The 23,983-nt window shown below is 57.1% G+C and carries 17 protein-coding genes; 8 read left to right on the top strand and 9 right to left on the bottom strand.

Features of this window, described 5'->3' with window-relative positions:
• Window positions 1-35: 35 nt before the first annotated feature.
• The 6 genes from SFX18_04745 to SFX18_04720 all read right to left on the bottom strand — a co-directional run bounded on the left by SFX18_04745 (window position 36) and on the right by SFX18_04720 (window position 6,068).
• Entirely contained in the window at window positions 36-1,211 is a 1,176-nt protein-coding gene (locus tag SFX18_04745) for an ABC transporter permease (protein ID MDX1962437.1), read from the bottom strand.
• Between the two features lie 82 nt (window positions 1,212-1,293).
• Window positions 1,294-2,211, bottom strand: a complete 918-nt coding sequence (locus SFX18_04740; GenBank protein MDX1962436.1) for an ABC transporter permease — start codon at window positions 2,209-2,211, stop codon at window positions 1,294-1,296.
• A complete protein-coding gene (locus SFX18_04735; GenBank protein MDX1962435.1) occupies window positions 2,208-4,178 on the bottom strand; it encodes a peptide ABC transporter substrate-binding protein in 1,971 nt (656 codons plus the stop codon). The genes SFX18_04740 and SFX18_04735 overlap by 4 nt, the downstream gene beginning before the upstream one ends.
• Before the next feature lie 438 nt (window positions 4,179-4,616).
• Window positions 4,617-4,943 carry a type II toxin-antitoxin system RelE/ParE family toxin gene (locus SFX18_04730; protein MDX1962434.1) on the bottom strand — a complete coding sequence of 109 codons (327 nt, stop codon included), beginning with the start codon at window positions 4,941-4,943 and terminating at the stop codon, window positions 4,617-4,619.
• The gene (locus SFX18_04725; GenBank protein MDX1962433.1) at window positions 4,940-5,236 is read right to left on the bottom strand and encodes an addiction module protein; all 297 of its coding nucleotides are present in this window, start codon (window positions 5,234-5,236) and stop codon (window positions 4,940-4,942) included. Before SFX18_04725 ends, SFX18_04730 begins: the two co-directional genes overlap by 4 nt.
• Window positions 5,237-5,333: 97 nt before the next feature.
• Window positions 5,334-6,068, bottom strand: coding sequence for an SDR family oxidoreductase (locus SFX18_04720; GenBank protein MDX1962432.1), 735 nt, complete (start codon window positions 6,066-6,068; stop codon window positions 5,334-5,336).
• Window positions 6,069-6,109: 41 nt separating this feature from the next.
• Between SFX18_04720 and SFX18_04715 the strand changes: the two genes are divergently transcribed.
• The 3 genes from SFX18_04715 (at window position 6,110) to SFX18_04705 (ending at window position 11,367) form a co-directional block, all read left to right on the top strand.
• The gene (locus tag SFX18_04715; protein MDX1962431.1) at window positions 6,110-7,990 is read left to right on the top strand and encodes an AMP-binding protein; all 1,881 of its coding nucleotides are present in this window, start codon (window positions 6,110-6,112) and stop codon (window positions 7,988-7,990) included.
• A 527-nt stretch (window positions 7,991-8,517) separates the two neighbouring features.
• Window positions 8,518-10,143, top strand: coding sequence for an acyl-CoA dehydrogenase family protein (locus SFX18_04710; protein MDX1962430.1), 1,626 nt, complete (start codon window positions 8,518-8,520; stop codon window positions 10,141-10,143).
• Between the two features lie 651 nt (window positions 10,144-10,794).
• Entirely contained in the window at window positions 10,795-11,367 is a 573-nt protein-coding gene (locus SFX18_04705) for a response regulator (protein MDX1962429.1), read from the top strand.
• A gap of 299 nt (window positions 11,368-11,666) precedes the next feature.
• Here SFX18_04705 and SFX18_04700 read toward each other — a convergent pair whose 3' ends face one another.
• On the bottom strand, window positions 11,667-12,467 hold the full coding sequence (locus tag SFX18_04700) for a hypothetical protein (GenBank protein MDX1962428.1): 801 nt from the start codon (window positions 12,465-12,467) through the stop codon (window positions 11,667-11,669).
• A gap of 238 nt (window positions 12,468-12,705) precedes the next feature.
• On the opposite strand from SFX18_04700, the gene SFX18_04695 reads away from it, so the two are divergent.
• On the top strand, window positions 12,706-12,936 hold the full coding sequence (locus SFX18_04695; GenBank protein ID MDX1962427.1) for a hypothetical protein: 231 nt from the start codon (window positions 12,706-12,708) through the stop codon (window positions 12,934-12,936).
• 218 nt (window positions 12,937-13,154) lie between these two features.
• Here the strand turns inward: SFX18_04695 and SFX18_04690 are convergent, their stop codons facing one another.
• Window positions 13,155-14,993 carry a phospho-sugar mutase gene (locus tag SFX18_04690; GenBank protein ID MDX1962426.1) on the bottom strand — a complete coding sequence of 613 codons (1,839 nt, stop codon included), beginning with the start codon at window positions 14,991-14,993 and terminating at the stop codon, window positions 13,155-13,157.
• A gap of 276 nt (window positions 14,994-15,269) precedes the next feature.
• Between SFX18_04690 and glmM the strand changes: the two genes are divergently transcribed.
• The gene (gene glmM / locus SFX18_04685) at window positions 15,270-16,628 is read left to right on the top strand and encodes a phosphoglucosamine mutase (protein MDX1962425.1); all 1,359 of its coding nucleotides are present in this window, start codon (window positions 15,270-15,272) and stop codon (window positions 16,626-16,628) included.
• 61 nt (window positions 16,629-16,689) lie between these two features.
• On the opposite strand, the gene rsmG is transcribed toward glmM, so the two are convergent.
• The gene (gene rsmG, locus SFX18_04680) at window positions 16,690-17,340 is read right to left on the bottom strand and encodes a 16S rRNA (guanine(527)-N(7))-methyltransferase RsmG (protein ID MDX1962424.1); all 651 of its coding nucleotides are present in this window, start codon (window positions 17,338-17,340) and stop codon (window positions 16,690-16,692) included.
• A gap of 478 nt (window positions 17,341-17,818) precedes the next feature.
• Between rsmG and SFX18_04675 the strand changes: the two genes are divergently transcribed.
• The 3 genes from SFX18_04675 to SFX18_04665 all read left to right on the top strand — a co-directional run bounded on the left by SFX18_04675 (window position 17,819) and on the right by SFX18_04665 (window position 23,581).
• Window positions 17,819-19,777 (top strand): DNA methyltransferase, encoded by a 1,959-nt coding sequence (locus SFX18_04675; protein ID MDX1962423.1) that lies wholly within the window; start codon window positions 17,819-17,821, stop codon window positions 19,775-19,777.
• 199 nt (window positions 19,778-19,976) lie between these two features.
• Window positions 19,977-21,917 carry a PQQ-dependent sugar dehydrogenase gene (locus SFX18_04670; GenBank protein MDX1962422.1) on the top strand — a complete coding sequence of 647 codons (1,941 nt, stop codon included), beginning with the start codon at window positions 19,977-19,979 and terminating at the stop codon, window positions 21,915-21,917.
• A gap of 221 nt (window positions 21,918-22,138) precedes the next feature.
• Window positions 22,139-23,581: a tetratricopeptide repeat protein gene (locus SFX18_04665; GenBank protein ID MDX1962421.1), complete on the top strand. Its 1,443-nt coding sequence runs from the start codon at window positions 22,139-22,141 to the stop codon at window positions 23,579-23,581.
• The last annotated feature ends 402 nt before the right edge of the window (window positions 23,582-23,983 follow it).

Genomic DNA, 23,983 nt, shown 5'->3' with positions numbered 1-23,983 from the left:
ATTATACAGGCTGGGTTGCATAGCAATTTTAATTCTTAATTTTTAATTGTTAATTTCCTCAGCCGCGGGTCGAGCGCGTCGCGCAGGCCGTCCCCCAAAAAGTTCAAACTGTACAACGTCAGGCCAATGGCCACCGCCGGAAACAGCACCAGCCACCAGTAGATTTGAATGGGATTGATCGTCTTGACCCCTTCATTCGCCAGCAGGCCCCACGACACATCCGGCGGCTGGACCCCCAGGCCCAGGAATGACAAAAACGCCTCGGTCAAGAGGACATTGGGGATGGTTAGCGTCAAATACACGATCACCACGCTCAGGCAGTTGGGCAGCAGATGCTTGCGAATGATCCACCACGGACCAGCGCCCAAGGCGTGGGCGGCTTCGACAAATTGCTGCTGTTTGAGCGAAAGCACTTGCCCGCGCACCACGCGGGCCATTGTTAGCCAATAGAGCGCTCCAATCACCAGGTAAAAGATAGTCATCCGGCTGATGCCCCACTTGGCCAGATCGGCGCGATAGTTGGGGGCCTCCAGGATGGAGATCAAAAAGATCGCGACAAAAATAATGGGGATGGAATAGAGGACATCGACAATCCGCATAAGCAGGTTGTCCAGCCACCCCCCCGCCAGCCCGGCCACCGCGCCGTACAAGACGCCGATAAGGAGCGAAACGCCGGTTGCCACCGTGGCGGCCAACAGCGATACCCGTGTTCCCCAGCAAATGCGCGAGAGCAAATCGCGTCCCAGGCTGTCGGTGCCGCACAGCGAGTTGAGCGACCACGCCCCCCACAGCCGCACGCGCGTGCGCAACAACCACGCGGCCAAGGGGCCGAGCTCTTCGGAAGTGGCCGCAGCCCCCGCGCGGGGCAGGCCAAACCCGACCGCCATCAGTTCCGCGGCGTCAGTATGATCCAAGGAAACGGGAACGCCGGTACTTTCCACGAATAACGGATGGCCCCACCCGAATTGCGGGGGAAGGTACTGAGAGGAAAGCCGCACAGCGCGGGGGGGTTGGAGCGGCAACAACGGCGTCAATAATGCCAAAAGCACAACCACCGCAAGAATTCCCAAGGCCGTCATCGCGGGCCACTGCCGCCGCAGTTTTTGCCAGGCCCGCCGCGCTAGCGACGTACCGCGCAGTTGCGCGCTTTCACGCAACAGCTCCTGGTAACGCGCAAGATCGTCGTTTGAGGATATCGAAGGGGCTGGCATGGCTAGCGGGTAGTGTGTAGTGGAAAGTGGGCAGTGGAAAGTGCCCAGTGATTAATAATTCTTCATTCTTCATTCTCAATTCTTAATTTAATTTCACCCTCGGATCGAGCACCGTGTACGCCACATCCACCACCAGATTCATGAGATAAACCAAAGTCGTATACAACAGCACCAAGCCCATGCACAGAGTAAAATCCTTGGTCAGGGCCGCCTGGACAAAGTGCGTCCCCAACCCCGGAATGGCAAAGATTTGTTCAATCACCAGCGAGCCGGTCAAGATCCCCGCCGTCGCCGGACCAAGAAACGTCACCACCGGCAACAGCGCGCCCGATAGCGCGTGCCGCAGCACCACCCGCGACATCGGCAGCCCCTTGGCAATCGCCGTGCGAATGTAGTCCTGGCCCAGCACCTCGAGCATTCCCGTGCGCGTCAGCCGGGCAATATATGCCGCGTAGGGGGCTGCCAGGCAGCAGGCGGGTAAAATCAGATTTTGCAAATTTCCCCAACCTCCGGCGGGAAAGATCGGCAGGATAAACACAAATATCAGCACCGCCAGACTGGCCGTGACAAATGTCGGCAGCGCTATTCCCGCCGTCGCCACCAGCATACTCAGCGTGTCCAATATTTTTCCCCGTGAAAGCGCCGCGATTATCCCCGCCGACACGCCCACTACCACCGCCAGTGTTAATGCCAACTGGCCCAGCGCCAGGGAAATGGGCCACCCTTCGGCGATTACCTCGATCACGCGGTAGTCCGAAAGTTTGATGCTCACGCCCAGGTTCCCCCGCAGGTAATTTTGCAGTTCATAGACGTATTGTTCCCCGATCGGGCGGTCCAGCTTGTAGCGCGCTTCTAAGTTTTTCTTAATCGCGGGATCGGATGTTTTTAGCTCATCAAAGGGACCGCCCGCCGCCCCCCGCATCAGAAAAAAGCAGACGGTAAACACCACCCACAGCGTGAGTAAGAGCCACAGCAGGCGTTTGAGCAAAAATCCGATCATGGGCGGCGTGCTCCCAGGACTTTAGCTTTTTCGGCCTGATCGATCCACATTCCCTTTAGTGGGTGGACATTGTGATAGTTGTGGCTGTAACCTTTGACGTAACTGGGGGTCAGGCTAGTGCTGCGGTCAAAAAATAGGGGGAGTGCGGGAAGTTCATCCATCAAGATTTCCTCCGCCTGATGCCACAATTCGGCCCTCCGCGCGGGATCGGTTTGTTCCTGGGCCTGGCTGACCAGTTCGTCAAATTTGGCGTTCGACCAGCCGGTTTGGTTGTTACCCCCCCCGGTAATAAACATCCCCAAAAATGTGGAAGGGTCGGGGTAGTCGGCCACCCAACCGTAGCGGGAGACCTGATAATTGAGTTGTTTCATATTGCTTTGAAAGGAACCCCATTCCAGCCCCTGCACTTGGACGCGAATGCCCAGGTGCCGCTGCCATTGATCCTGCAAAAACTCGGCGACGGCCTGGTGCTTTTCGTTGGTGTTGAATTGCAGCATCAAGGAACAGTCGGCGGCGGTTTGGGGTTTTTTTAGCTCGCCAGAAAGTTCGGCCAGTGCCTCGGCCAGTAGTTCCTTGGCCTGGCGGGGATCGTATGGTCCGCAGTACGCGGGTCGGTGGCTGGTGATCACGGGGGATACGACATTCCGCGCCGGATCCCCCGCTTGCACGATTTTATCGACCAGGGCTTGTTTGTCGATCGCCGCGTTCAGCGCTTGGCGAAACTTTTTGTTCGATAACGGCGGCTGGGTGACGTTTAACCGATAAAACGTGGTCGTGATATAAGGCTGCGGCTGAAAGTCGGGGTGTTGACGCGCCAAGAGCGCGGGGATCATGGGCGTAGGAACGACCTCGATCCAGTCCACTTGTCCCGTCAGGTACAAATTCACCCCCGTCACTATCGACTGCACACATAAAAAATCGACAACGTTCAGCTTTACCTTTTCCCGGTCCCAGTAGAGCGGATTTTTGACCACGCGAATCCGCTCGCGAAAACCACGCCGCTGGAGCACATATGGCCCATTGCTGACCATTTTTCCCGGCTTGGTCCAGTCGCTTCCGTGCCGTTCCACGCAAGCCCGCTGCACCGGGGCAAAGGGATAAAAGGCCATCAAATCTAAAAAATACGGAACGGGATGTTCCAGCGTGATCCGCAGTGTGCGGGGGTCGAGGACCTGGATGCCCACCTCTTGAAACGAGGGGAGCAGCCAGAGATATTTTTTGCCACCGTCCAGTCCCTCTTTTTGAAAGCGACGGGGAATTCCGTTGATCTCCACAATGTAAACCAAATCCGGACTTTCCACGGGAGTTTCTTGATCTGTTTTCGTAGTTGACGAAGTGTCAGTGCTCGATGTGGAAGTGGCGGACTGTGTGGTCTGGGGCTTTGTGGCTGGGACTTCGGTGGCCAACAGTTTGCCCGTCATAATGTGAGCCTGCGGATTTAACGGCGCGACGGGGTAGCGCTGGCGTTCCGGCGCGGTAAGCTCGTCGGCAGCGATTTCAATTTCCACGGTGTCGCCGGGCTTGACCGACTGTGTGGTGAACGCCTTGGCATTCACGATATACCATAGTTCGTAGGAATACTCGGCCGCCGTGGCGGGGTGCAGCATCCGTAGCATCGACCAGGCAAAGTCCGTCGCGGTAATCGGCGTACCATCCGACCAGACGGCGTTTTCCCGCAGAAAAAAGGTGTATGTCTTTTGATCGGGCGAGATTTCCCAGCGTTCCGCCATGCCGGGTTCGGGGTGCAAGGTTTGTGGGTTGAGGCTGGTGAGACCTTCAAATAATGCCCAGAGGACGCGGCCTTCTGGAGTGCCGCTTGCCAGAGCGGGATCGAGGGACTTTGGGTCGGTGCCGTTGGCAATGGTGTAATCGGCGGGGGGTATCTGGCCCAGGGGCAACGTCCAGGCCAGGCTGCCAATCAGGCCCAGCAGGAACAGGAGCGGTAAAATACGGCGGAGAAATGCCATGAGGGGAGGGGCGAGGGACAGGGGCGAGGGTCGCGGGACGTGGGGAACAGGCAAGCGGTGGATGTTAGTCCGTCGGTAAACGGACGCGGTTATAAAGCCGCCGATGGTATCTGTACTACTAACTTTTCAAATCTTCGCAACGTGCGACGATTATTCGTTGCTCAAGTATGTGTGGGCCAAGGATGTTTAATTCTTTGCGGGCCAAAGGCGTATGATGTATTGCGGGCCAACGGCCCGACCTATCCCAGCCTAGGGCAAGCGCAGCGTCGCCCTAGGTCAATGGAAAGTAATCAATGAAAGGGCCAAAGGCCCGATTCATCCAATTCGACCAACAAATGCAATTTACAGTCTTGGGTTGCAGGCTACACCCCGCACCACGGGACATCAGTTGTGTATTCAAGTTTGTAAATACCGTATGCTTAAATTCAATTCTGCATTCTAAATTGAACTCAGCCGCTCCACCCAATACAGCGGCTCGCGGCTGGTGTGACTGACCGCGACGACGATGAGTTCCGATATGGGATTCACTCCACGGCATTCATAAATCACAATGTAAGGAAACTTTTTCAATTGACAGCGGCGAACCTCTCGCGGACCGGTATAAAATTCGGCACGGACGTGGGCCTGGGGGTTGCGTTTGATCTTTTGTTGTACTCGTTCGTACTCATCAAGCAAGCGGGCACTTGCGGACAAGGAGTGATTTTCATACCAGGCAGCCGCTGAGTCCAGCTCCCATCTCGCCTCGGGCAAAAAACGAAGTTTCACGAGGCTCGTTTCTCCGCCATTTTAGTGGCTAATCGTGCACGCAATTCCGCCAGAACCACGTCGGCGTCAATTGCTTGCACCTCCCCCCGGTCGTACGCGCCGAGCCGGCGTTCCACTTCGTCATTCCATTTGGCGGCCAACTCCGGCGTGGCAAACTCCGCGCTGCCGGTATTTTCCACCTCGGGATGGGATCCCTCGGCGGGTATGCTCAAATCCAGTTTTTCAATCAGCGCCAGGCGGTCCGCCACGGACAAGGCCAGGGCTTGTTCAAGTATCTGTTCGACGGTGGTCATAGGCGAACCTCTAGCAATGGAATCGCTGTCAGTGGCTGAAAAAACTCGAAACGGCTACACGTTAAACTCTAGTGTAACAAACCCCAAGTCCCTTGTTCTAGCAAAATTCCTGGCTCAGCGGCTTGATGACCAAATCGGGAACATGCGCCCGTGAGGGCAGACTGGCTACAAATACCGCCGCCGCCGCCACATCCGCGGCCTGCAAAATCCGGGCTTTGTGTTCGGGGGTCACGGGCGTGGGGCGATTCTGCAAAATCGGCGTGTCCACCTCGCCCGGATAGATATTTGTCACACGAATATTATTGACGCATTCCTCATTCCCCACCGCCGTCCCCAGGGCCGTCATGGCAAATTTGGACGCACAATACGCCACCCCACCCAGACGTAACGCCCGCAGTCCCGCGACGGACGAAATATTGATCACCAGCCCGTCCTGGCGGGCGCGCATGTCCGGCAGCACCGCATACAGCATGTTGTAGGCCCCGGTGGCGTTAATAGCCAACAGCTCATCCCACTGTGCAGGGGGCATCTCGCGCATCGTGCGTAGCTTGATATTTGTCCCCGCTCCATTTACTAAAATGTCGATCTGGCCCAGTTGCGCCATCGCCCAGTCCACAAATGTCTGTACGCTGGCCCGGTCGGCCACGTTCACAATGTGGTGCAAAATGCCGGGTTGACCGGTCCAAATGGTGGCGGCCTGTCGTAGTTTTTCGGCATCGCGCCCCCCAATAGCCACGCGGCAGCCTTGCTCCGCAAAGGCGAGCGCCGTGGCCAAGCCGATCCCGCTGCCACCACCCGTGATTAAGACTGTTTTGCCAGTTAATGGTGCCATGCAAAAACCCTTATTTTTGTAGTTCCAGAGTGGATAAATAAATGCCAGCCGAATCGTCCGTCACTGGCCCAATTGAAATTTTACCCCTGTTGCAGACAATACAGACTTGGCTAGCGAATGACAATGGTCGGCAGCAGGGGAAAAAATCCACTGTTCATTGGCAAATCATCACGACCGGTATGGAATTTTCCCCAACTTTTACGCAAATTTGGAACGTCCGCGCGGCGCAATCCACCCGGCAAACCGCCCTTTTGACCTGGGAAGCTGGACAGCTACGCACCTGGACGTGGGCGGACCTGGCTGAGCAAATCGCGCGTTTGACCGCGTATCTGGATTACCGGCAAATCCCCCCGCATGAGCCGATCGGCAGTTGGGCGGAAAATTCCCGCGCTTGGGTGGTCTTGGACTTGGCGCTTTTGATACGGGGTAATGTGCATGTCGCGATCCCGCGTGGGTGTCCAGCGCGCCATGCCGTGGAACACCTGGGGGCCGCTGGAGCAAAACGGGTCTATGTGGCGGAGCAGGACTTTTTGCCGCTACGGAGCGCGCTTCTGGCAGGGGGACAATCCCCCAGCAATGCCACGTCGCAGATCAATAGCGATCACTGGCGTCTGTATTCACTGGATCGCTGGTTATCGGCGGATTTTGCCCAGCGATTGCCAATGGTAAAAGCAACGACGGGCGCAGCGACACCCACTGTGCATCCCGGGGACTTGGCGACGATTGTGTTTACCTCTGGCACTATCGGGACCCCGATCGGTGTGCAACTGTCGCAACAGGCACTCTTGACAAATGCGTTTGCCACAGTGGCGGCCTTTGAAAATGAACCGACCGGTCGCCGGTTATGCTGGTTGCCGTTAGCGCACTTGTACGCCCGCACGGCGGATTTGTATGTTTGGCTGCTGCGTGGGTCCCAGATGGTCTTGGCCGCAGGCCCGCACGAGGCACTCCGTCTGGCACCGCTGACGCAGCCGGAATTTATGAACGGCGTGCCGCTCTTTTATGATCGGCTGCGCAAATACGCCCTAGCCCAAAATTGGCCCGCCCACGAAATCCCCACTAACTTACAAAAGCTGCTGGGAGGAAAAATTCGCCTGTTGGTCGCAGGGGGTGCGCCGCTTAGTCCGACAACAGAAAATTTCTTTTGGGAGCAGGGTCTGCCGCTGGTTGCCGGGTATGGCCTGACCGAGGCTGGCCCCGTGGTCAGCACCGGCACCCTGGCCCAATATCGCGCGGGAAGCGTGGGCCAGCCGCTGCCAGATGTGCAGGTCCGGATCGTGGCGGATGCACCCGATTCTATTTCCCCCACACCAATCGCGGGAAACAGCAACTTGCCTATTCCGGGTCAAGTCAGCGGCGAAATCCAGGTCCGCACGCCCAGCTTGCTTTCTGGTTTCTTGGATCATGAAGAGCTCTTTCAAACGCGTGTCACGGATGGCTGGCTAGCAACGGGCGATCTGGGCCACATTGACCCGGAAGGCTACTTGTATGTCACTGGGCGGAAAAAAGAAGTCCTGGCCCTTAGTTCCGGCCACAAGATCCAGCCAGCGCGACTGGAGCAACGCTTATCACAAATTCCCCTCATCGCGCAAGTGCTGGTGATTGGCGAAGGATACCCCTGCCTAGGGGCGTTAATCGTCCCCGAACCGGAGGCTCTACGGCAAGCGATACGCGAGCGCCGCATCTGGGTCTGGTCCCGCGCCGCCGCGCTCCGTAGTCCGGCGGTGAAGAAGCTGTATCTGGATGAAATCGCCGCTAAATTATCAGATTGCCTTCCCCATGAGCAAATCCGCAAAGTTGCCCTGCTGGATCGAGCCTGGACCGTCGAGTCAGGAGAATTGACGGCAAGCCTGAAGCCTAGGCGCACGATCATTCTGCAAAATCAGCGGCGGTTAATCACAGAAATGTATGCCGGGGGATAGTTAAACGGAGAGTTTTTGTCAGGTGGATTGGATTCGCGAAAAATTGTTGATGGTTCCTCGCCGTGTTGAGGGAGCAGCGATCTTCAATACTAGAGTTTGTGGTATTAACAGCTCGTGCCGTGCCTAGTATCCATTAAGCTCATTGATGGCCGAAGGAATTATCGACCAGCAAAGTTGAATCGGGCCGTTGGCCCTACCACCGATTACTTTCTATTCACCTAGGGCGACGCTGCCCTTGCCCTAGGCTGGGATAGCTTGGGCCTTTGGCCCGCATAATATCAATTCCCTTTCGCTCATAAACAGTCTTATCCAATGTTCAACAAATCTCTAGCACTTTTGGTTAATGTAGATTTAAATTCACTTAGACCTGACTTGAAATCTAAAATCAGATCACTTTTGCCTCGTGTCCAACCCTGAATTAATTTTTCTCGCTGCCACACTGGGCTCGCTGCCACAATGGGGCTGGGTGTGATAAATTCTGATATTTCCTATTTGCTTGCTTTTAATTGCACCCACTCGCACCCCTGATGCCGTCAACCGCCGAAACCACCGCCGATTTGCCAACCCTTGGCCCGGTCCAACGCTGGCTGTGGCGGGGTGAGGGAGATTGCGGAGCAAAAAATTTGCACTATGAGCAGCCCAGCGACCTGGTCGCGCGGGTGTTTCAGGAATCGCTTGCCGTGGTGGCCCGTCGTCGGGCCGCCGGATCGCTCTACAATGCAAAAAACAAACTCGCGGACGAGACCTTTGCCGAATTGGCTGCTGTGGGTTACTGGGGACTGCTAATTCCGCGCGAATATGGCGGTGCGGGGGGAACGCTGACGACGGTCCTGCCGTTTCTCACCCAAATGGCTGTCCACGATCCCACCGTCGCTGGCCTGCAAAATGTGCATGCCTGCATCGGCCCCGTCCAAATGTTATTACGTTATGGGACGCCGGAGCAGCGGCAAAAGTTTTTGCCTTTGCTAGCCAGCGGGGACCGGATTGGCGTCTTTGGCCTAACCGAGCCCAACGCTGGCACCGACCTGACTGCCTTGCGCACGACCGCCGTGCGGGAGGGGGAAAAATATCTGGTAACGGGGGAAAAGCTGTTCTTGACAAATTTACTGCCAGGGCGGCTGCTCGCGCTCATTTGTTTGATCGATGGGTCACCCGCGGCCCTCCTTGTCGATCTTCCACCCACCGAAACTCCGGAATTTCAGCTTGTCCGGTATGGGCTGCACTCCTTGCAACACACGCACAATCATGGCTGCGTCTTGCGCGAATTGGCCGTCCCCGTCGAAAATCGCCTGGAGATCCCCACCGGTGGGGGGCTGCAAGCCGCCTATCATGGGCTGAACCGGGGACGCGTGGCCCTGTGTGCCAACGCCGCTGGCACGCTACGTTTAATGCTGGCAAACTTGCTCCCCTGGACAGAGTTTCGTCATTCGGGGGGAAAACCGCTGGCTAGCTATCAGCTTGTTCGGCAACGCGTTGCGCGCCTCGAGGAACTTATCCGCACCTGCGACGCCCTCACACTGTGGGGGGCAACTTTGCTAGATGGGGGGGTGCGGGCCGAAGCCGAGGCCATCATCATCAAAACCTTTGCCGCCGAGGCCCTCCGCGAAGCGGCCATCGATATCTGTCTGCGCACCCATGGCGGACGCGCGTTCTTAGCCGGGCATCATCTGGGGGACCATTTGCATGACTATTTGGCCCCGTGCATCTACGAAGGAGAAAACCAAATCCTGTTGCTGGCACTCTTCAAGTCGCTGGTAAAACCGCATGTGCGAGAATTTTACGAACCCCTGGAAGCCGCGCTGCGGGCCGCGAAATTACCTAAACTACCAGTTGGGAACCCATTCCGGATGTGGCGGTTGCGTTCCGCCTGGATGCCGTTGTGGCGCTGGCGCAGAAGCACCGCCCAGCGGGCCCGGCAAGCGGATTTGGCCGGGGAAATTGCCCCCTACGCCCTGCAAATCGATAGCGCGGTGGCCCGTCATGGGCGTGATTTGGCACACGAGCAGCAATTATTGCTTTCTTTAGCAGAGGGTGTCGCGGGGGTGGTTGTCCGGCAAGTTATGACGGCGGCCCCCGCTAGCACGTTTCCACTGGTGCCAGGGGAAGCCGCGGTGCAACCCCTTTTACGTCCTTATTCCCCGGGTAATGCATAAATTTCGTGCTTGATGAATGACAAGTTGAGGGTGGGGAGATGCCAGGAAATGGGTCGACAATCGTCGTGAGCGGCGCGGGGGGACTTTCCTAAATTCTCGTCAGAATGCAACTTGGCGGCACAAATAGGGAAACTCTCTAAAGTCCTGCCCTGCTAATAATCGAAACATACTTTCGGAAGGCTTCATTTCGGCCAAACTCGGAGCGATCCGAAACCCCTGGTCGAAAGAAGCTGCAGGGGGGTCCTGCCAGCGAGATGCCACCAACGGCAACCAGCCATCCCAGTGGCGGGTTATCTCATTGAACTTCCAGTTTCGCCGGTCGTAACGATTGTAGGGGAAGAGGCGTTAGCGGTCACAGCGAATTCGCGGACCGCGCGGAATTTCTCCTTCATGCGTGTCCGCCGGACGGGACGATGTGACGTTAGTAGTGGCGCGGGTTAGAGGGAACTGAACCACGGCCCGGTAGAAGCAATTTTCGAAAGTCCCTACCCCAGAGTTCGCGACAATTGGTCCGCCCGCAGCGGATTGGTTGTGCGCCGGATGGCATTCCGGCCGCGAATTGGGACCGACGACGCGATGTCCGCGCGCTGCCCCTCGCGGATTCCGCCCCCCAGAGCAAAAACAATTGGAAAGAGTCACGGAGAGCCTGCAATGAAGGTCTTTACTACTGGTCAGGTCGCCAAGATCTGTAAAGTGGCCCCCCGCACGGTCAGTAAATGGTTTGATTCCGGACGGCTCCGCGGTTATCGCATTCCCGGATCCCAGGATCGCCGCATCCCCCGCGAATATTTGATCAAGTTCCTCAAGGAACACGGGATGCCCCTGGGCGATCTGGAAGACGAAGCGATGGCCAAAGTGCTGGTCGTGGGTCAAGATCAAGTGCTGATCGAAAACCTAAAGCGGCAACTGCCCCCCGAAAAATCGTTCAAAGTGGCCGTGGCCGCCAGTGGCTTTGAAGCCGGCATCCAGGCCGAAAGTTTCCATCCCGATTGCATCATCGTGGACTTTTCGATCGGTCGGATCGAAGCCCTGCAAATTTGCCAAAATTTGCGGCGCAATCCTGAATACGCCGAGACGATCCTGATCGCGCTATTGCCCGACGACGGCAGCTCGATCAGCTTTGACCGCTCGACCATCAACGAAACCTTTAAGAAGCCGTTTGACGCGGCGCTCTTGGCCGAACGGCTAAAAACGCTGGTCGGTTCCCGCAAGGAACTGGTCTAGGGCTGATGGTTGGGTTTGCTGGTTACATAAAAATACGCCGGTGTCGATATATTCGACACCGGTGTTTTTTTTGGTTTGTTAGGGTTGTAGCTCAGCGTGCAGTGCGAGCATTTCTTAGTCCGCCGTGTTTTCTGCCCGCAGCAAATTTCAGCCCGCAGCGTTAGCAAGGGACGATCTTTTAGTGTGGAACTCGCTGTGCCAAGGGAGCGGCAAGTTTGTAGGTTATGGATTAACATTGCCACCCCGCCAGGAGAACCCGGTCACGCTCCATCGAAAATTGTCACGCGCGACAGACGCCGTTATTCGGTACCAGACGGCGGGCTGGAACGCGCTGGCTGATTCGGTGGCCCACCAGGTGCATTTGAGGCGGGCGAATTCGCACCCGCGGTCCTTTTTATCCGCTTGCGCAATAAATACATGACTAAGCCCACAATGACGCCGACGAACCCACCTATCGCCGCATCACGTGCTATCTGCGAAACATCAAAGATGCGATTCCAGGCGTTCATGTCGGGCTTACGGACCAGATGCGGAGCGAGCTCCACGGAGGTGATTATCTTCTTAAACAATGGCGTGAGCGATTCCGCGTCGGCCTCAGGGCAATAGGCATTTAACTGCAAGAAACCCTCCTCGGTTGGAATCATTGCGGTTAGGCCACTTATTTTGCCGACATTTGCAACGTCCACATTCACCTTCATCCAAAGCATTCCATGCTCTTCGTCATAACTGTATGACTCCACAGTATAATTCTCAATTGCGTTGAACTTCTGAACTCTGTCATTTGGGTTTAAGTTCACAAGTCCCTTAATTTGTGCGTCGCTAGCCCTGCCGCTGGGTTTGACCTGAACTAGCAAGTTAGGAATATTGACCGCTTTGTTGTCGGCTTGTTCAAACCCATACTGATATGACTGCTGGATGCCTTTTGGCAGCACACGCTGCGCGTTTTTGTTGATATGCTCCAGTTGTATCCTAGTCAACTCCCTCCAACCCTCAGGTAGTATGAGGCGAAATTCTGGCTTTTCGATGACTTGGTCAGCAAGACCGGTCACAGTGCCCAGCACCAACCACTGCAGCAGAAAAACTGTAAAAGCGATCTTCACTGACGCGCTACGAGAGTGTTTCGAAAACATAGTGAGGCATACTGGCGAACGGATTGGAATCGTAAATTTGATAGTTTTTAGGGTGGCACCAGCAGTGAGTAGGAATGATTTTATCAAAAGTCTTTGCCGACGGTGTGGATGGCGGGGGCAAGCTTGAATCGCATAAAAAATGCAGTCGCCAGATAACTTTTCAACTTTAATTGCTCATTTTTAATTGTTCCACCTCCATCCCGTAGGGATGACAGCCCTTAGCCGGTGGTATCGCTACGCGGGCGATTACAACCTGGATGGCCAAGTGGACGGCGCCGATTACACAGTGGTAGATTCTAATTCGGGATCTACGGGTTACGGTGCATTGACGGTTGCGGGTTGGACTCTCGGCGACGGTGACTTTGATGGCGATGTGGATAGCGCGGACTACGCACCCATTGATACGAACTTTGGCAGCGGCGTGGGCGATCCAGAGTAACACCTGCCAAGCCATTTTACGGGAAGTTTTTCCAACGCAGCCGGAGGTTACCCAGAGGGGGAACCTCCGGCTGTTATTTTTTGCGGTTAGCCACCACCGCCGATGCCATCGGCGGCTTTGTGTACGTTGCGGCTAAACTCCACACTCTCATCTCCCGTCTCTCATCTCCCGCCACCCGCGACCCGCCGCACCTGTCCCGCTCGGCGAGCGGGACCTACTCACACCTTCCCAAATTCCGCCAGGTCGCGTTGCCACCCTTCGATCCGACCGGACAGCTTTTGCGCTGTTTCCGCCAAATCACCCAGCAGTTCCGCCGGTTCATAGGCAAACGTGTAAAACTTGATCTTGGGTTCGGTCCCGCTGGGCCGGGCGGCGATAAAATTTCCTTCCGGGGCGTCTGCTCCCGCTAGTTCCAAAATCACCATATCGCCCATAGGCCCGTCAAAAGGGACCGGCTGGCTCCAACCGCTGGACGTGGCGGTGACCTTGGTCAGGCTTTGATAATCACGGACTTCCCGGACGTTTTCGTTTCCTAGTTTGCGCGGGGGATTGGTCCGAAACCGGCCCATGATCGTTTGCATGTCCTTCATCCCCTGCGAGCCGGGCATGGTCAGCGAAACCTGTTTTTCGAGGTGGTAGCCGTACTGCCAGTAAATCGCCGCCAGGGCATCGTGCAGCGTTTTGCCGGTGGCCTTGAGCCGCGCGGCGTATTCGGCCAGCAGCATCGCCGCCACGGCGGCGTCCTTGTCGCGGGCGTACTGACCCACCAGGTACCCGTGGGATTCCTCGCAGCCAAAGACAAACAGCTCTGGCCCATGCTGGTCCATTGCCTGGCCGATGTATTTGAACCCGACTTGCAGGTTTCCCTCGCAGCGGACGCCGTGACTGTCGGCGATTTTACGAATGACTTCGCTGGTGACAAGTGTTTTTACCACATAATGCCGGGGCGAAAGCGTTCCCGCCGCTTTGCGCTGCGACAGCAGATACTCGCACAGGAGCGCGGCGATTTGATTGCCGGTAAACGTCCCCCAGGCTCCGGCGGTGTTTTTAGTCAATGGAGCGGCGCACCCCAGGCGATCGCAGTCGGGATCGCTAGCCAGGACCAGATCGACGCCGGTGGCTTGGGCTTGCTCAATGGCCGCGTCAAAGACTCGGGGATTTTCGGGATTGGCCACATGTCCGGGGACATTGGGAAAGTCCCCGTCCGGCTGCGCGTGCGGGGCAAAGAGTTCCACATTGGTAAAACCGTCGGCGGCGAGTGCCGGCAGGACGGCGGAAGCTCCCACGCCATGCAGGGGGGAGTACAGGATTTTTAACTCCCGCGGACCGGGCAACCCTTGCGCCGCCAGTTGCTTGATAAACGCTGGATCGATCTCGGCCTCGACATATTTGACCTGGCCGCTGGACAGCGCCTGGGTAAAGGGGACGCGTTTTAGCTCTCCGGCGTTGAGGACACAGGCGATGATGCCTTTGTCATGCGGAGGCAAGACCTGCCCGCCAGTCGACCAATAGACCTTGACCGCGTTATCGCTGGGGGGGTTGTGGCTGGCGGTGACCATCACACCGACCGTCGCGCCGGTATGTCGCACGGCGTAGGACAATTCCGGCGTACTGCGGTACCCATCTAAAAAATAAACCTGAAAACCGTTGCCGGCAAAGATTTCAGCGCATAACTCGGCAAAGTGCCGCGAGCGGTGCCGAGTGTCGTAGGCGATCGCGCAACTGGGCTGGCCGGGCAACGACAAGCCCAGCACATAATCGGCCACGCCCTGCGCGCTTTCGCCAATGGTGCGGTCGTTGATGGCGTTAGAGCCAATGGGGTACATGCGGCCCCGCCGTCCCCCGGTGCCAAAGGGAATCACCGTCCAAAAGACATCATCCAACTGTTGCCATTGGCCCGCTTGAAGATGCGCGAACACCTCGGGCAGGTACGCGGCGTAGCGCTGGTCCAAGAGCCATTTACGCAAATTCACCGCCGCGCCCGCGGTCAATTTTTGCGCGGCCACGGCCGCATCCACCTGCGCCAGCACGGACTCTTTGTCAAATTCCGCAGCCATAATTTTCACTCGCGAAAAAAAGTTGAATCCGCCCTTCCAATCCACCGCGACCCGCCAATTCGCGTATCGTTATAACATTTTCGGGATAGCCGTAACAACCGGCACCGCGGGGCGTTTAGTTTGTCCCCATTCTGCGATACAATGCCCCTCTTTGGCGGTGGCGGGCCTAGGCTTGTGCGGAGGCTCAGTCACGTCTCCCCCGTTTACCTCCCGCCTCTCCCATTCCCCCCCAACCACGGGGAATACCGCATTTCCCTTTACCCTTTGATTGCCTTCATGTCCGCCAATCCCCAGGAACCCATTATCAGCGTCTCCGGCCTGCGCGGTATCGTGGGCGTATCCCTCACCCCCGAAGTGGCGGTCCGCTATGCCGCAGCCTATGCCGGCGAAACCCCATCCGGGCCGATAGTCGTCACGCATGACGGCCGCGCGACCGGGCCAATGCTTTCCGCCGTGGTCTGCGGGGCGCTGGCCGCGACCGGACGCAAGGTCTACGACGCGGGGATCGCCGCCACGCCCACGACGGGGGTTTTGGTGCGCGAGCACAAGGCCGCGGGGGGGGTGCAGATTTCCGCCAGCCACAATCCTCCCGAATACAACGGTATGAAGCTGTTTTCCTCGCAGGGACGAGTCCTTCCCGCCGCCGAGGGGGCGCGGGTGCTCCAGCAATACCGCTCTTGGCACCACCCCTGGGTAACCCATGCCAGCGTGGGGGGTGTGCAGCGGCTCAGCGACACCACTTCCACCCACGCGGGGTCCATCACCAGTTTGGTGGATGTGCAACTGATCAAAAAGAAAAAACTGACGGTGCTGCTGGATTCCAACCACGGCTCCGGCAGCATTTTGGCCCGGCGGTTGATGGAAGAGTTGGGGGTGCGGGTTAAGATTTTAGGTGGCGAGCCAAACGGCCGATTCGAGCATCCTCCCGAGCCAACGGAAGACAACCTGCAATCGATTCTGGACGAAGTGCGCGACAGTCGCGCGGATATCGGTTTTTGCCAGGATCCGGATGCCGACCGGCTGGCCGTGATTGACGAAACAGGCCGCTATTTGGGAGAGGAATTCACGCTGGCCCTGTGCGTGGATCACATCTTGCGGCGGCGCAAGGGGGCCGTGGTGACAAACTGCTCCACCAGCCGGATGACCGAGGATCTGGCAAATAAGTACGGCGTGCCGTTTTTTCGCTCCGCGGTGGGAGAAGCCAACGTGGTCGATGTCATGCTGCAACAAGGAGCGATTTTAGGCGGAGAGGGGAACGGCGGCGTGATTGATCCGCGCGTCGGTTATGTGCGTGACAGCTTTGTGGGAATGGCGTTAATTTTGGAGGCGATGTGCAGCCGCGATAAAGATGTCAGCCAGTTGGCGGACGAACTGCCGCACTATGCGATTCATAAGACCAAATTCAGCTTTCCCACGTCGGCGCTGGGGGCCGGTTTTACAGCGTTAGAGCAAAACTTTGCCTCCGCCGCGGTCAACAAGCTAGACGGCCTGCGGCTGGACTGGCCGAACAAGTGGCTCTTGGTCAGAGCCAGCAATACCGAGCCTATCGTGCGGGCAATCGCCGAAGCCCCGACCGCCAAAGAAGCCGAGGAACTTTGCGACACCGCGGGGAAAGTGCTGGCCACGGTGGTCTAAGGTGAACCTCTCCGCATGGCACGGATAACATCCGCTGTTCCCTGGGCGCTGCTTCACTTTGTTACGTTCGCCGCACTTGCAGCACGACGCTTTCCGACTCGGTCCCCGGCAGTGGATAGCTGGCGATTTTGGTGATGCGCACATGCCGCAACAGGCGCTTTTCCTGGGCTTCGTCCCGCTCGGCGGTCCAGTTGGGCCCTTTGATCAGCAGCAGCTTTTCAAACGAATCCCACACCGGCGCAAACCACGTCAATAGCTTTGAAATCGGGGCCACCGCCCGACAGACCAGCGTCTCAAATGTCTCCTGTTGCAATAACGCCTGGGCGGGGGCATGCACCACCCGCACCGGCAGGTCCAATTGGGCGACAATTTCCCCCACCGCCTGGGCCTTTTTGGCCACGGAATCACTCAGCGTGACCTCGAGATCGGGGCGTAAAATGGCCAAAATAATTCCCGGCACGCCGCCGCCAGTCCCCACATCCAGTACCCGCTCGCCAGCGTCCAGAAAACTCTCCAGCCATTGCGAATCCACCAAATCCCGCGATACAAATTTATCGTAGTCGGTGTGGCGGGTCAGGTTGAGCTGCTCGTTTTTTTTCCACAGGACGCGGCAATACCGGTCCAACAGCGCGATCTGGTCACTTGGTAATTCCAACTGTTGGCGGGCCAGGGCTAATTCTAAAGTAGCCGAAAGGGAAGAAGCGGATTCCATAAACGGCCCAGGGGATAATGTCCCGGCAGATTGTTCCCCCGCAATCCCTACCGGATGAGAACGGTAATCAACAAGCTTTCCACTAAACTAGGAATAGACGTTAAAATAAAATGGTCGAGTTCACTTCCTTGTGAGCTCGACCAATCAAGGAGGTGTCCCATGCTAGTGCTGAAGTGCTGCTAGTGCTTTAATGCCACGCCGACAAATCGCCAATAGAAACCACCGGCGATCAGTCTATTGCAACAATCCATCGTGATAAAAAAACTTTGCCCCGTTGCACGAGACCAAGTTTTTAACTCTTGGGACATTTTTTAATTTAGCCAGTATGTTAGGATTTGCCTAGGAGTGTTTTTGTTGAAAAGCCACAAAACACTTCCCGCGTGTTACAGACGTCCCGGCCCGGACCGTTTGAGTGTGTGATCCTACAAAGCAGGTAGTCTCCGTGGGGAGCCGCTGGCTTCGTAGAGATGAGGCCGCCATGACAAAGAGTCAACTGCATCTATCTCTGACCGCGGGGACCGCCATTTCCCATGTGACACCCAGCCGAGAGCCAATTGACCAAAGAAACAATGAAAGCTTGCCGGGCGCGAGAAATTTGGATGCCATGCCTACTCTCAACGATAGCGATCCTTCCGTGACCTTACTAAAAAAATCCTCGGCTAGCGACAATCCATCCCAATATTTAGCCCCGGGGCAAAAATCCCGGCCAGCTAATTTTCCACTGGATCGCTTGCTGAATCAAGATTGTATTGCCGGGCTGCAAGCGCTTCCCGCGGGAAGCGTGGACCTGGCCTTTGCGGATCCGCCGTTCAACATCGGCTATGATTACGACGTTTATCAGGATCGCCAGGAACACGCCGCCTATCTGGACTGGTCGCGGCGGTGGATTGCCGCCGTGCATCACGCGCTTAAACCGACGGGTACTTTTTGGCTGGCGATCGGCGACGAGTACGCGGCGGAACTCAAGCTGATCAGCCAGGAAATCGGCTTCGCCTGCCGCAGTTGGGTGGTGTGGTACTACACCTTTGGCGTCAATTGCAAGCGAAAATTCACCCGCTCGCACGCACACCTTTTTCATTTTGTGAAAGATCCCGATAATTTCACATTCTTAGCCGAAGAGCTGGAAAATCGCATCCCTTCGGCCCGGCAACTGGTTTACAACGACGCCCGTGGCAATCCCCAGGGTCGCCTGCCCGACGACACCTGGATTCTGCGCCCCCAGGATCTGACGGATGGCTTTGAGCCACACGAGGATAGCTGGTATTTTCCCCGCATCGCGGGGACTCATAAACAGCGCGAGGGATTTCACGGTTGCCAAATGCCCGAACAACTGCTGGGACGCATCATACGCGTTTGCAGCCAAATAGGGGATCTGGTCCTGGACCCCTTTAGCGGCAGCGGCACCACTCTGGTTACCGCAAAAAAACTCCGCCGCCATTATTTAGGCTACGACATTTCGTCCGACTACATCAAGCATGCCCTCCAGCGTCTGTTGCAGACGAAATTGGGCGAGCCGCTGGACGGCGATGCCGAGCCAAAGATGAGCGCCCCCGCGACCTTGGAGAAACAGCCGGGACTAAAGAAGTACCGGGACCAGGCGTACTTTCCCACGGCGGACGTGGCCGAGCGGATGCAGGGAGTGGAATTTACGGAAAGCTGGGAGCGGGGGCTGCTGGAGGCATTTGCACAAAGCTATGGGGGACATTCGGTTGACCGGCTAATTGCCGATGCCGCGCTCAACGCCGCATTTTTGGCGGCGTGTGACAAGTTAGGTTTGGCTGGTGACGCCCGCTCCTGGAATAAAGCCCTTTTACGGCTGCGCAAAGCTAAGCGACTGGTGGATTATCCCGCGCGCGAGCGATCGGACATCGCTTGGAAAACATGCGACAATAGCTGGCACGCCAGCGAGATTGCCTGGCAATTGCTGACCGAAAACCAGCCCCGCCTGGCTATCGAGGACATCTTGTGCGACCCCGTGCTAGCGGCGGAATTTGACGCGCTGGGGCAGCGCTATGCGCCCCGGGCGGCCGCGCTCGCGCTGCGGTGGGGGGCGATCAAACTGCGTAAAATTTCCAAGCTGGCCCGCCTGCAAGCCTTGGTGTTATCGCCGGGTCTATTGCGGGGGGGGATTCCCCTGGCGGAGATAGCGACGTCCCCGACTATCACCGCTGCCATTCCCACGACCGCGGGGGTCTATCGGATCTTTACAAAGGATAATACCACCCTTTGGATCGGAGGGACGTTTGACATGCGCAACCGTCTGCGGCTCCATGCCGCCACGGCGGAATTTTTGACTCCCGCGGGGGAGCCCGCCGATCTCCACGCGCAATTCTTTGCCACCGAACCGCAAATCAAAAACCTGCTGGGTTACCAGGCCCGATTAGTACAAAAACTCTCCCCGCGCTTAAACTTACGGCATCTCTGGGTACGCGAGTAAATCATGCCGTGGCGTTAAACCGGTGAAAAATAATTTGGAGGAAATAGCGGGGCAAATGCCACCTCCTTGCTCCCCAGCTTTCCCGCTTGCTTTCCCTGCCCGGTTCACTGTGTTACATTATTGTCAGAATTTTAGCCTTAATTTTAACTTCCGCCGGGGACACCCCCCGCCAATCGCATTTTTTTGGGAGACTGCATCCATGCCACGCGTTGTCCGCCACGGTTCTGCCTTGTTGTTGGCGTTAATGCTTTGCGGGTTGGGCTGGACGGGTTTTGCCCGCGCGGAACACCCCGCGACCGCCACGGCCAACACCCTGAGCGAATCCGAAAAGCTAACCGGTTGGAAGTTGCTGTTCGATGGTAAAACCACATCGGGATGGCGCAACTTTAAAAGTGACAAACTGAACGACGCCTGGCAGGTCGCGGATGGCGAGCTGACCCTGACCAAGGCTGGCGGCGGCGATATCGTCACGGTTGATCAATACGATAACTTTGAATTGTCGCTAGAGTACAAAATCTCTCCCGGCGGCAATAGCGGCCTGATGTTTCATTCCACCGAGGAAGCGGATACTCCCTGGATGACCGGCCCCGAGATTCAAATTCAGGACAATGTGGACGGTCATGATCCGCAAAAAGCAGGCTGGCTTTATCAACTGTACGGAGCCGACCGCGATTGGGCGACCGGCAAGGTCCCCGACGCCACCCGTCCCGCCAATGAATGGAACCAATTGCAGGTCCGCATTTCTGAGCAACAGTCCGACATCCACATGAACGGCATTCGCTATAGTTCCTTTCAAAAAGGGAGCAAGGACTGGAATGACCGCGTGGCCAAAAGCAAATTTGCCTCCATGCCGCTATTTGGCAAGGCCAAAAAAGGTCACATTTCCCTGCAAGATCACGGCAATCAGGTCTCATTCCGCAATATCAAAATCCGCCAGCTCAAGCCGGACGGCTCGGGCCCGGCGCCGATCACCGGCACCCTACCCGTCAAGGTTGTACCCGCACTGCAAAACGTCACCTGGGCGGGCTGGACCGGCGAAAATGCCGACGGCACCAATGAGGCGTTTCGCCCAATTGTCATTACCAACGCCGGAGATGGCAGCAACCGTCTGTTTGTGGCAACCCAACAGGGGGTGATTTATGTGCTCCCCGCCGAAGTCGCGGACGATCCATCCAAAACCGCCGAGGCGACGGTATTCTTGGATCTGCGTAAAAAAGTGCGTTACTTTGACAGGGAAAACGAAGAAGGCTTCTTGGGGATGGCCTTTCATCCGCAGTTTAAGAAAAACGGCGAATTCTTTGTGTATTATACGGCCCAGCATACGCCGCATTTGTCGGTGATTTCACGGTTTAGGGTGTCGGAGGAGGATGCCAACCGGGCTGATCCCGACTTTGAGGAAGTCCTACTCACGATTCCCCAACCCGCCTGGAACCATAACGGCGGGACGCTGGCTTTTGGCCCGGACGGGTATTTGTATATCGGTCTGGGGGATGGGGGCTTTGGCAATGACCCCCAGGGGAACGGACAAAACCTGAAAACCGTGCTCGGCAAAATTTTACGCATCGATGTCGATCACAAAGGGGACGGCCAAAACTACGCCATTCCCGCAGATAACCCCTTTGTCAAAACCAAAGACGCCAAGCCCGAAATCTACGCCCTGGGCGTGCGAAACGTGTGGCGGATGGCCTTTGATCGACAGACGGGCGCGTTGTGGATGGCCGATGTGGGGCAAAATTTGTGGGAGGAAATCAACATCGTGAAAAAAGGGGGCAACTACGGCTGGAACCTGCGCGAGGCGGCCCATCCCTTTGGCAATGCCAAAGCCACCCACGACGAAGAACTGATCGACCCCATCTGGGAATACGACCACCAAGTCGGCAAGTCAATCACCGGCGGCGTGGTCTATCGCGGAAAATTGGTCCCCGAACTGATTGGCAAATATCTCTACGCCGATTATGTCTCGGGCAAGCTTTGGGCGTTGGACTATGATCAAAAATCGCAAAAAGTTCTGGGAAATTATGAGATCCCCAGCCCCAGTCTGCCGGTGATCACCTATGGCGAGGACGAAGCGGGCGAGGTCTACCTGTCAATCGTGACCCCCAACGGCAAGGGAATTTACCGCTTTGCCAGTGGCAAGTAAGGGGAGGGAACAGGGGATAGGGAACGGGGGCTACGGGGAGTGAGGAAAACAACTTGCCGCTTGTGCGACGGCAATCCCATCCCCCTCTGCTTTCTTCGCTACCTTCCTGTTCAAATGGATTTTGATTGGTATCCATGTTATTTACTTTGTATCCTGCGTTACCTCTTGTTAAATATCCTGTATTAACCTTAGTTAACAAATTTTAGTCATTATATCCCATCATGGAGCAACAACTCGACACGACTGTCGCCGCGGTGCTCTTTCCGGGCAACCTCCCCATTGAGGATGCCCCGGAACCGCTGGAGGAAACCCCCGATCCCGGGGATGATGCGCCGCTGGCTTGCGCGGGTGAGCAGATCGCGCTGGTGGGTCGGTTGTCCGGGATGTCCAAGCGCGAGGCGGTGCAACTCATTCGCCAACATGGTGGGCAGGCTACCGATAAAGTCGAACCCTCCACCACCTGGATTGTCGTGGGCGAGAACGAGCTCCCCCTGCCAGGTTCGCCGCTGGGAGCGACGCTCGACGCCATCCTCGATGAACCGACCAAAGCCGCCATCGACGCGGGCGAATTACGGCTCACTGGCGAAACGCATTTATGGGATCGCCTGGGCCTGGTCGAGGCCGAACAGGATATTCGCCGCCTGTATACCCCCGCCATGCTGGCCGACTTGCTCAAGGTCCCGGTCGCAACGATCCGCCGTTGGCATCGCCGGGGGTTGATCCGCCCCGCGCGCGAGGTCAAACGCCTCCCCTACTTTGATTTTCCCGAGGTGGCCGCCACCCGCCGCCTAGCGGAGCTGGCCGCGGGGGGGATTTCCCTGGCCGCACTGGAAAAACGCCTGGCCCAGTGGTCGCGTTATCTTCCCCAGTGCGAGCGTCCGCTCGCCCAGCTTAGTCTAATCGCCCAGGGAAACCATGTTTTGGCCCGTCAGGCGGAAGGACTGGTGGATCCCGCGGGGCAGATGTTTTTTGACTTTGCCGGCGGTGGCCAACCACCCACGGGTATGGCGGATGGCGCTTCGCAAATGGCATCCGTGGCCATTCCTTCCCGCCCGACGCAACAACCGACCCCCGGTGCCGGGGAAATTCCGGGCAATGTGCGGCAAAGCCGGTTCGAAGCGCCATTATCCGGCGATGAAGGAGAACCTGACACGGAAAGCGATCACTCCCGCCGCACCCCCCAATCCTGGGATCCGGCCGAAATTTCCGCTCCGCCAGAGGTGCTCCTCGAGATGGCGGCGGAAATGGAGGACGAGGACGACCTGTCCGCCGCGGGAAACCTGTATCGCATTGTCCTGGCCGCGCAGGGGCCAACGGCGGATGTCAACTTTGCCCTGGCGGAGGTGTTGTACCGTCAAAGCGACCTGACCGCTGCCCGCGAACGTTACGCCATGGCGGTCGAACTGCAAGAGGACTTTGTCGAGGCCCGGGCCAACCTGGGCTGTGTGCTGCTAGAGCTAGGAGACCGGGAATTGGCCGTGGCGGCGTTCCAGGGGGCGCTGCGGTACCATCCGGAATACCCGGATGTCCATTTTCACCTGGCCCGCGCCTTGACGGAACTAAACCGCCCTGCCGCCGCCCGACCGCACTGGCTGCAGTTCTTAAAATTAGCCCCGGAAAGCCCCTGGGCTGAAGAGGCCCGCCGACAATTGGGGGAAGTGTAGTGCTGGGGCAAGTGTGAGTTTTCAAAGACCTGTAATGCGCTGGCCCGCGGTGGGAGCGGCAAAAGATCCGTACATGAGCGCCCCGCGGCTGAGCAGGGGACTTGAACAAGAAAGTTCAATCGCAATGCGGATGCGTAACCCCCGCATTTATACTAATCGCAAGTAATCATAGCGCGGTTTTTACCCAGTTTACCAAGGTATTGCTCAACTCTGTTGGAGTAGGAGTTCCTTGGTTTTGTTCTTTTTCCCAGGGTTGTTCGCTGCGTTCCAACCACTGGGCTTTGTTAAAGAACCGCGTTGCGGTACCCCCTCTCCCACTGGGAGAGGGCCGGGGTGAGGGATTCTACCGCAACGCGGTTGCGTCATGCGGAAATAACCCAGTAATACTGCATGCCTTCATAA

This window comes from Pirellulales bacterium, from assembly GCA_033762255.1.
Lineage (GTDB): Bacteria > Planctomycetota > Planctomycetia > Pirellulales > JALHPA01 > JANRLT01.
This window is presented reverse-complemented; position numbering and strand designations above follow the sequence as displayed.

Excerpts from the sequence above, each read along its gene's own strand:
- SFX18_04745 (MDX1962437.1), bottom strand. The coding sequence starts at position 1,211 with ATGCCAGCCCCTTCGATATCCTCAAACGACGATCTTGCGCGTTACCAG.
- SFX18_04740 (MDX1962436.1), bottom strand. The coding sequence starts at position 2,211 with ATGATCGGATTTTTGCTCAAACGCCTGCTGTGGCTCTTACTCACGCTG.
- SFX18_04735 (MDX1962435.1), bottom strand. The coding sequence starts at position 4,178 with ATGGCATTTCTCCGCCGTATTTTACCGCTCCTGTTCCTGCTGGGCCTG.
- SFX18_04725 (MDX1962433.1), bottom strand. The coding sequence starts at position 5,236 with ATGACCACCGTCGAACAGATACTTGAACAAGCCCTGGCCTTGTCCGTG.
- SFX18_04720 (MDX1962432.1), bottom strand. The coding sequence starts at position 6,068 with ATGGCACCATTAACTGGCAAAACAGTCTTAATCACGGGTGGTGGCAGC.
- SFX18_04715 (MDX1962431.1), top strand. The coding sequence starts at position 6,110 with ATGCCAGCCGAATCGTCCGTCACTGGCCCAATTGAAATTTTACCCCTG.
- SFX18_04710 (MDX1962430.1), top strand. The coding sequence starts at position 8,518 with ATGCCGTCAACCGCCGAAACCACCGCCGATTTGCCAACCCTTGGCCCG.
- SFX18_04705 (MDX1962429.1), top strand. The coding sequence starts at position 10,795 with ATGAAGGTCTTTACTACTGGTCAGGTCGCCAAGATCTGTAAAGTGGCC.
- SFX18_04695 (MDX1962427.1), top strand. The coding sequence starts at position 12,706 with ATGACAGCCCTTAGCCGGTGGTATCGCTACGCGGGCGATTACAACCTG.
- SFX18_04690 (MDX1962426.1), bottom strand. The coding sequence starts at position 14,993 with ATGGCTGCGGAATTTGACAAAGAGTCCGTGCTGGCGCAGGTGGATGCG.
- glmM (MDX1962425.1), top strand. The coding sequence starts at position 15,270 with ATGTCCGCCAATCCCCAGGAACCCATTATCAGCGTCTCCGGCCTGCGC.
- rsmG (MDX1962424.1), bottom strand. The coding sequence starts at position 17,340 with ATGGAATCCGCTTCTTCCCTTTCGGCTACTTTAGAATTAGCCCTGGCC.
- SFX18_04675 (MDX1962423.1), top strand. The coding sequence starts at position 17,819 with ATGACAAAGAGTCAACTGCATCTATCTCTGACCGCGGGGACCGCCATT.
- SFX18_04670 (MDX1962422.1), top strand. The coding sequence starts at position 19,977 with ATGCCACGCGTTGTCCGCCACGGTTCTGCCTTGTTGTTGGCGTTAATG.
- SFX18_04665 (MDX1962421.1), top strand. The coding sequence starts at position 22,139 with ATGGAGCAACAACTCGACACGACTGTCGCCGCGGTGCTCTTTCCGGGC.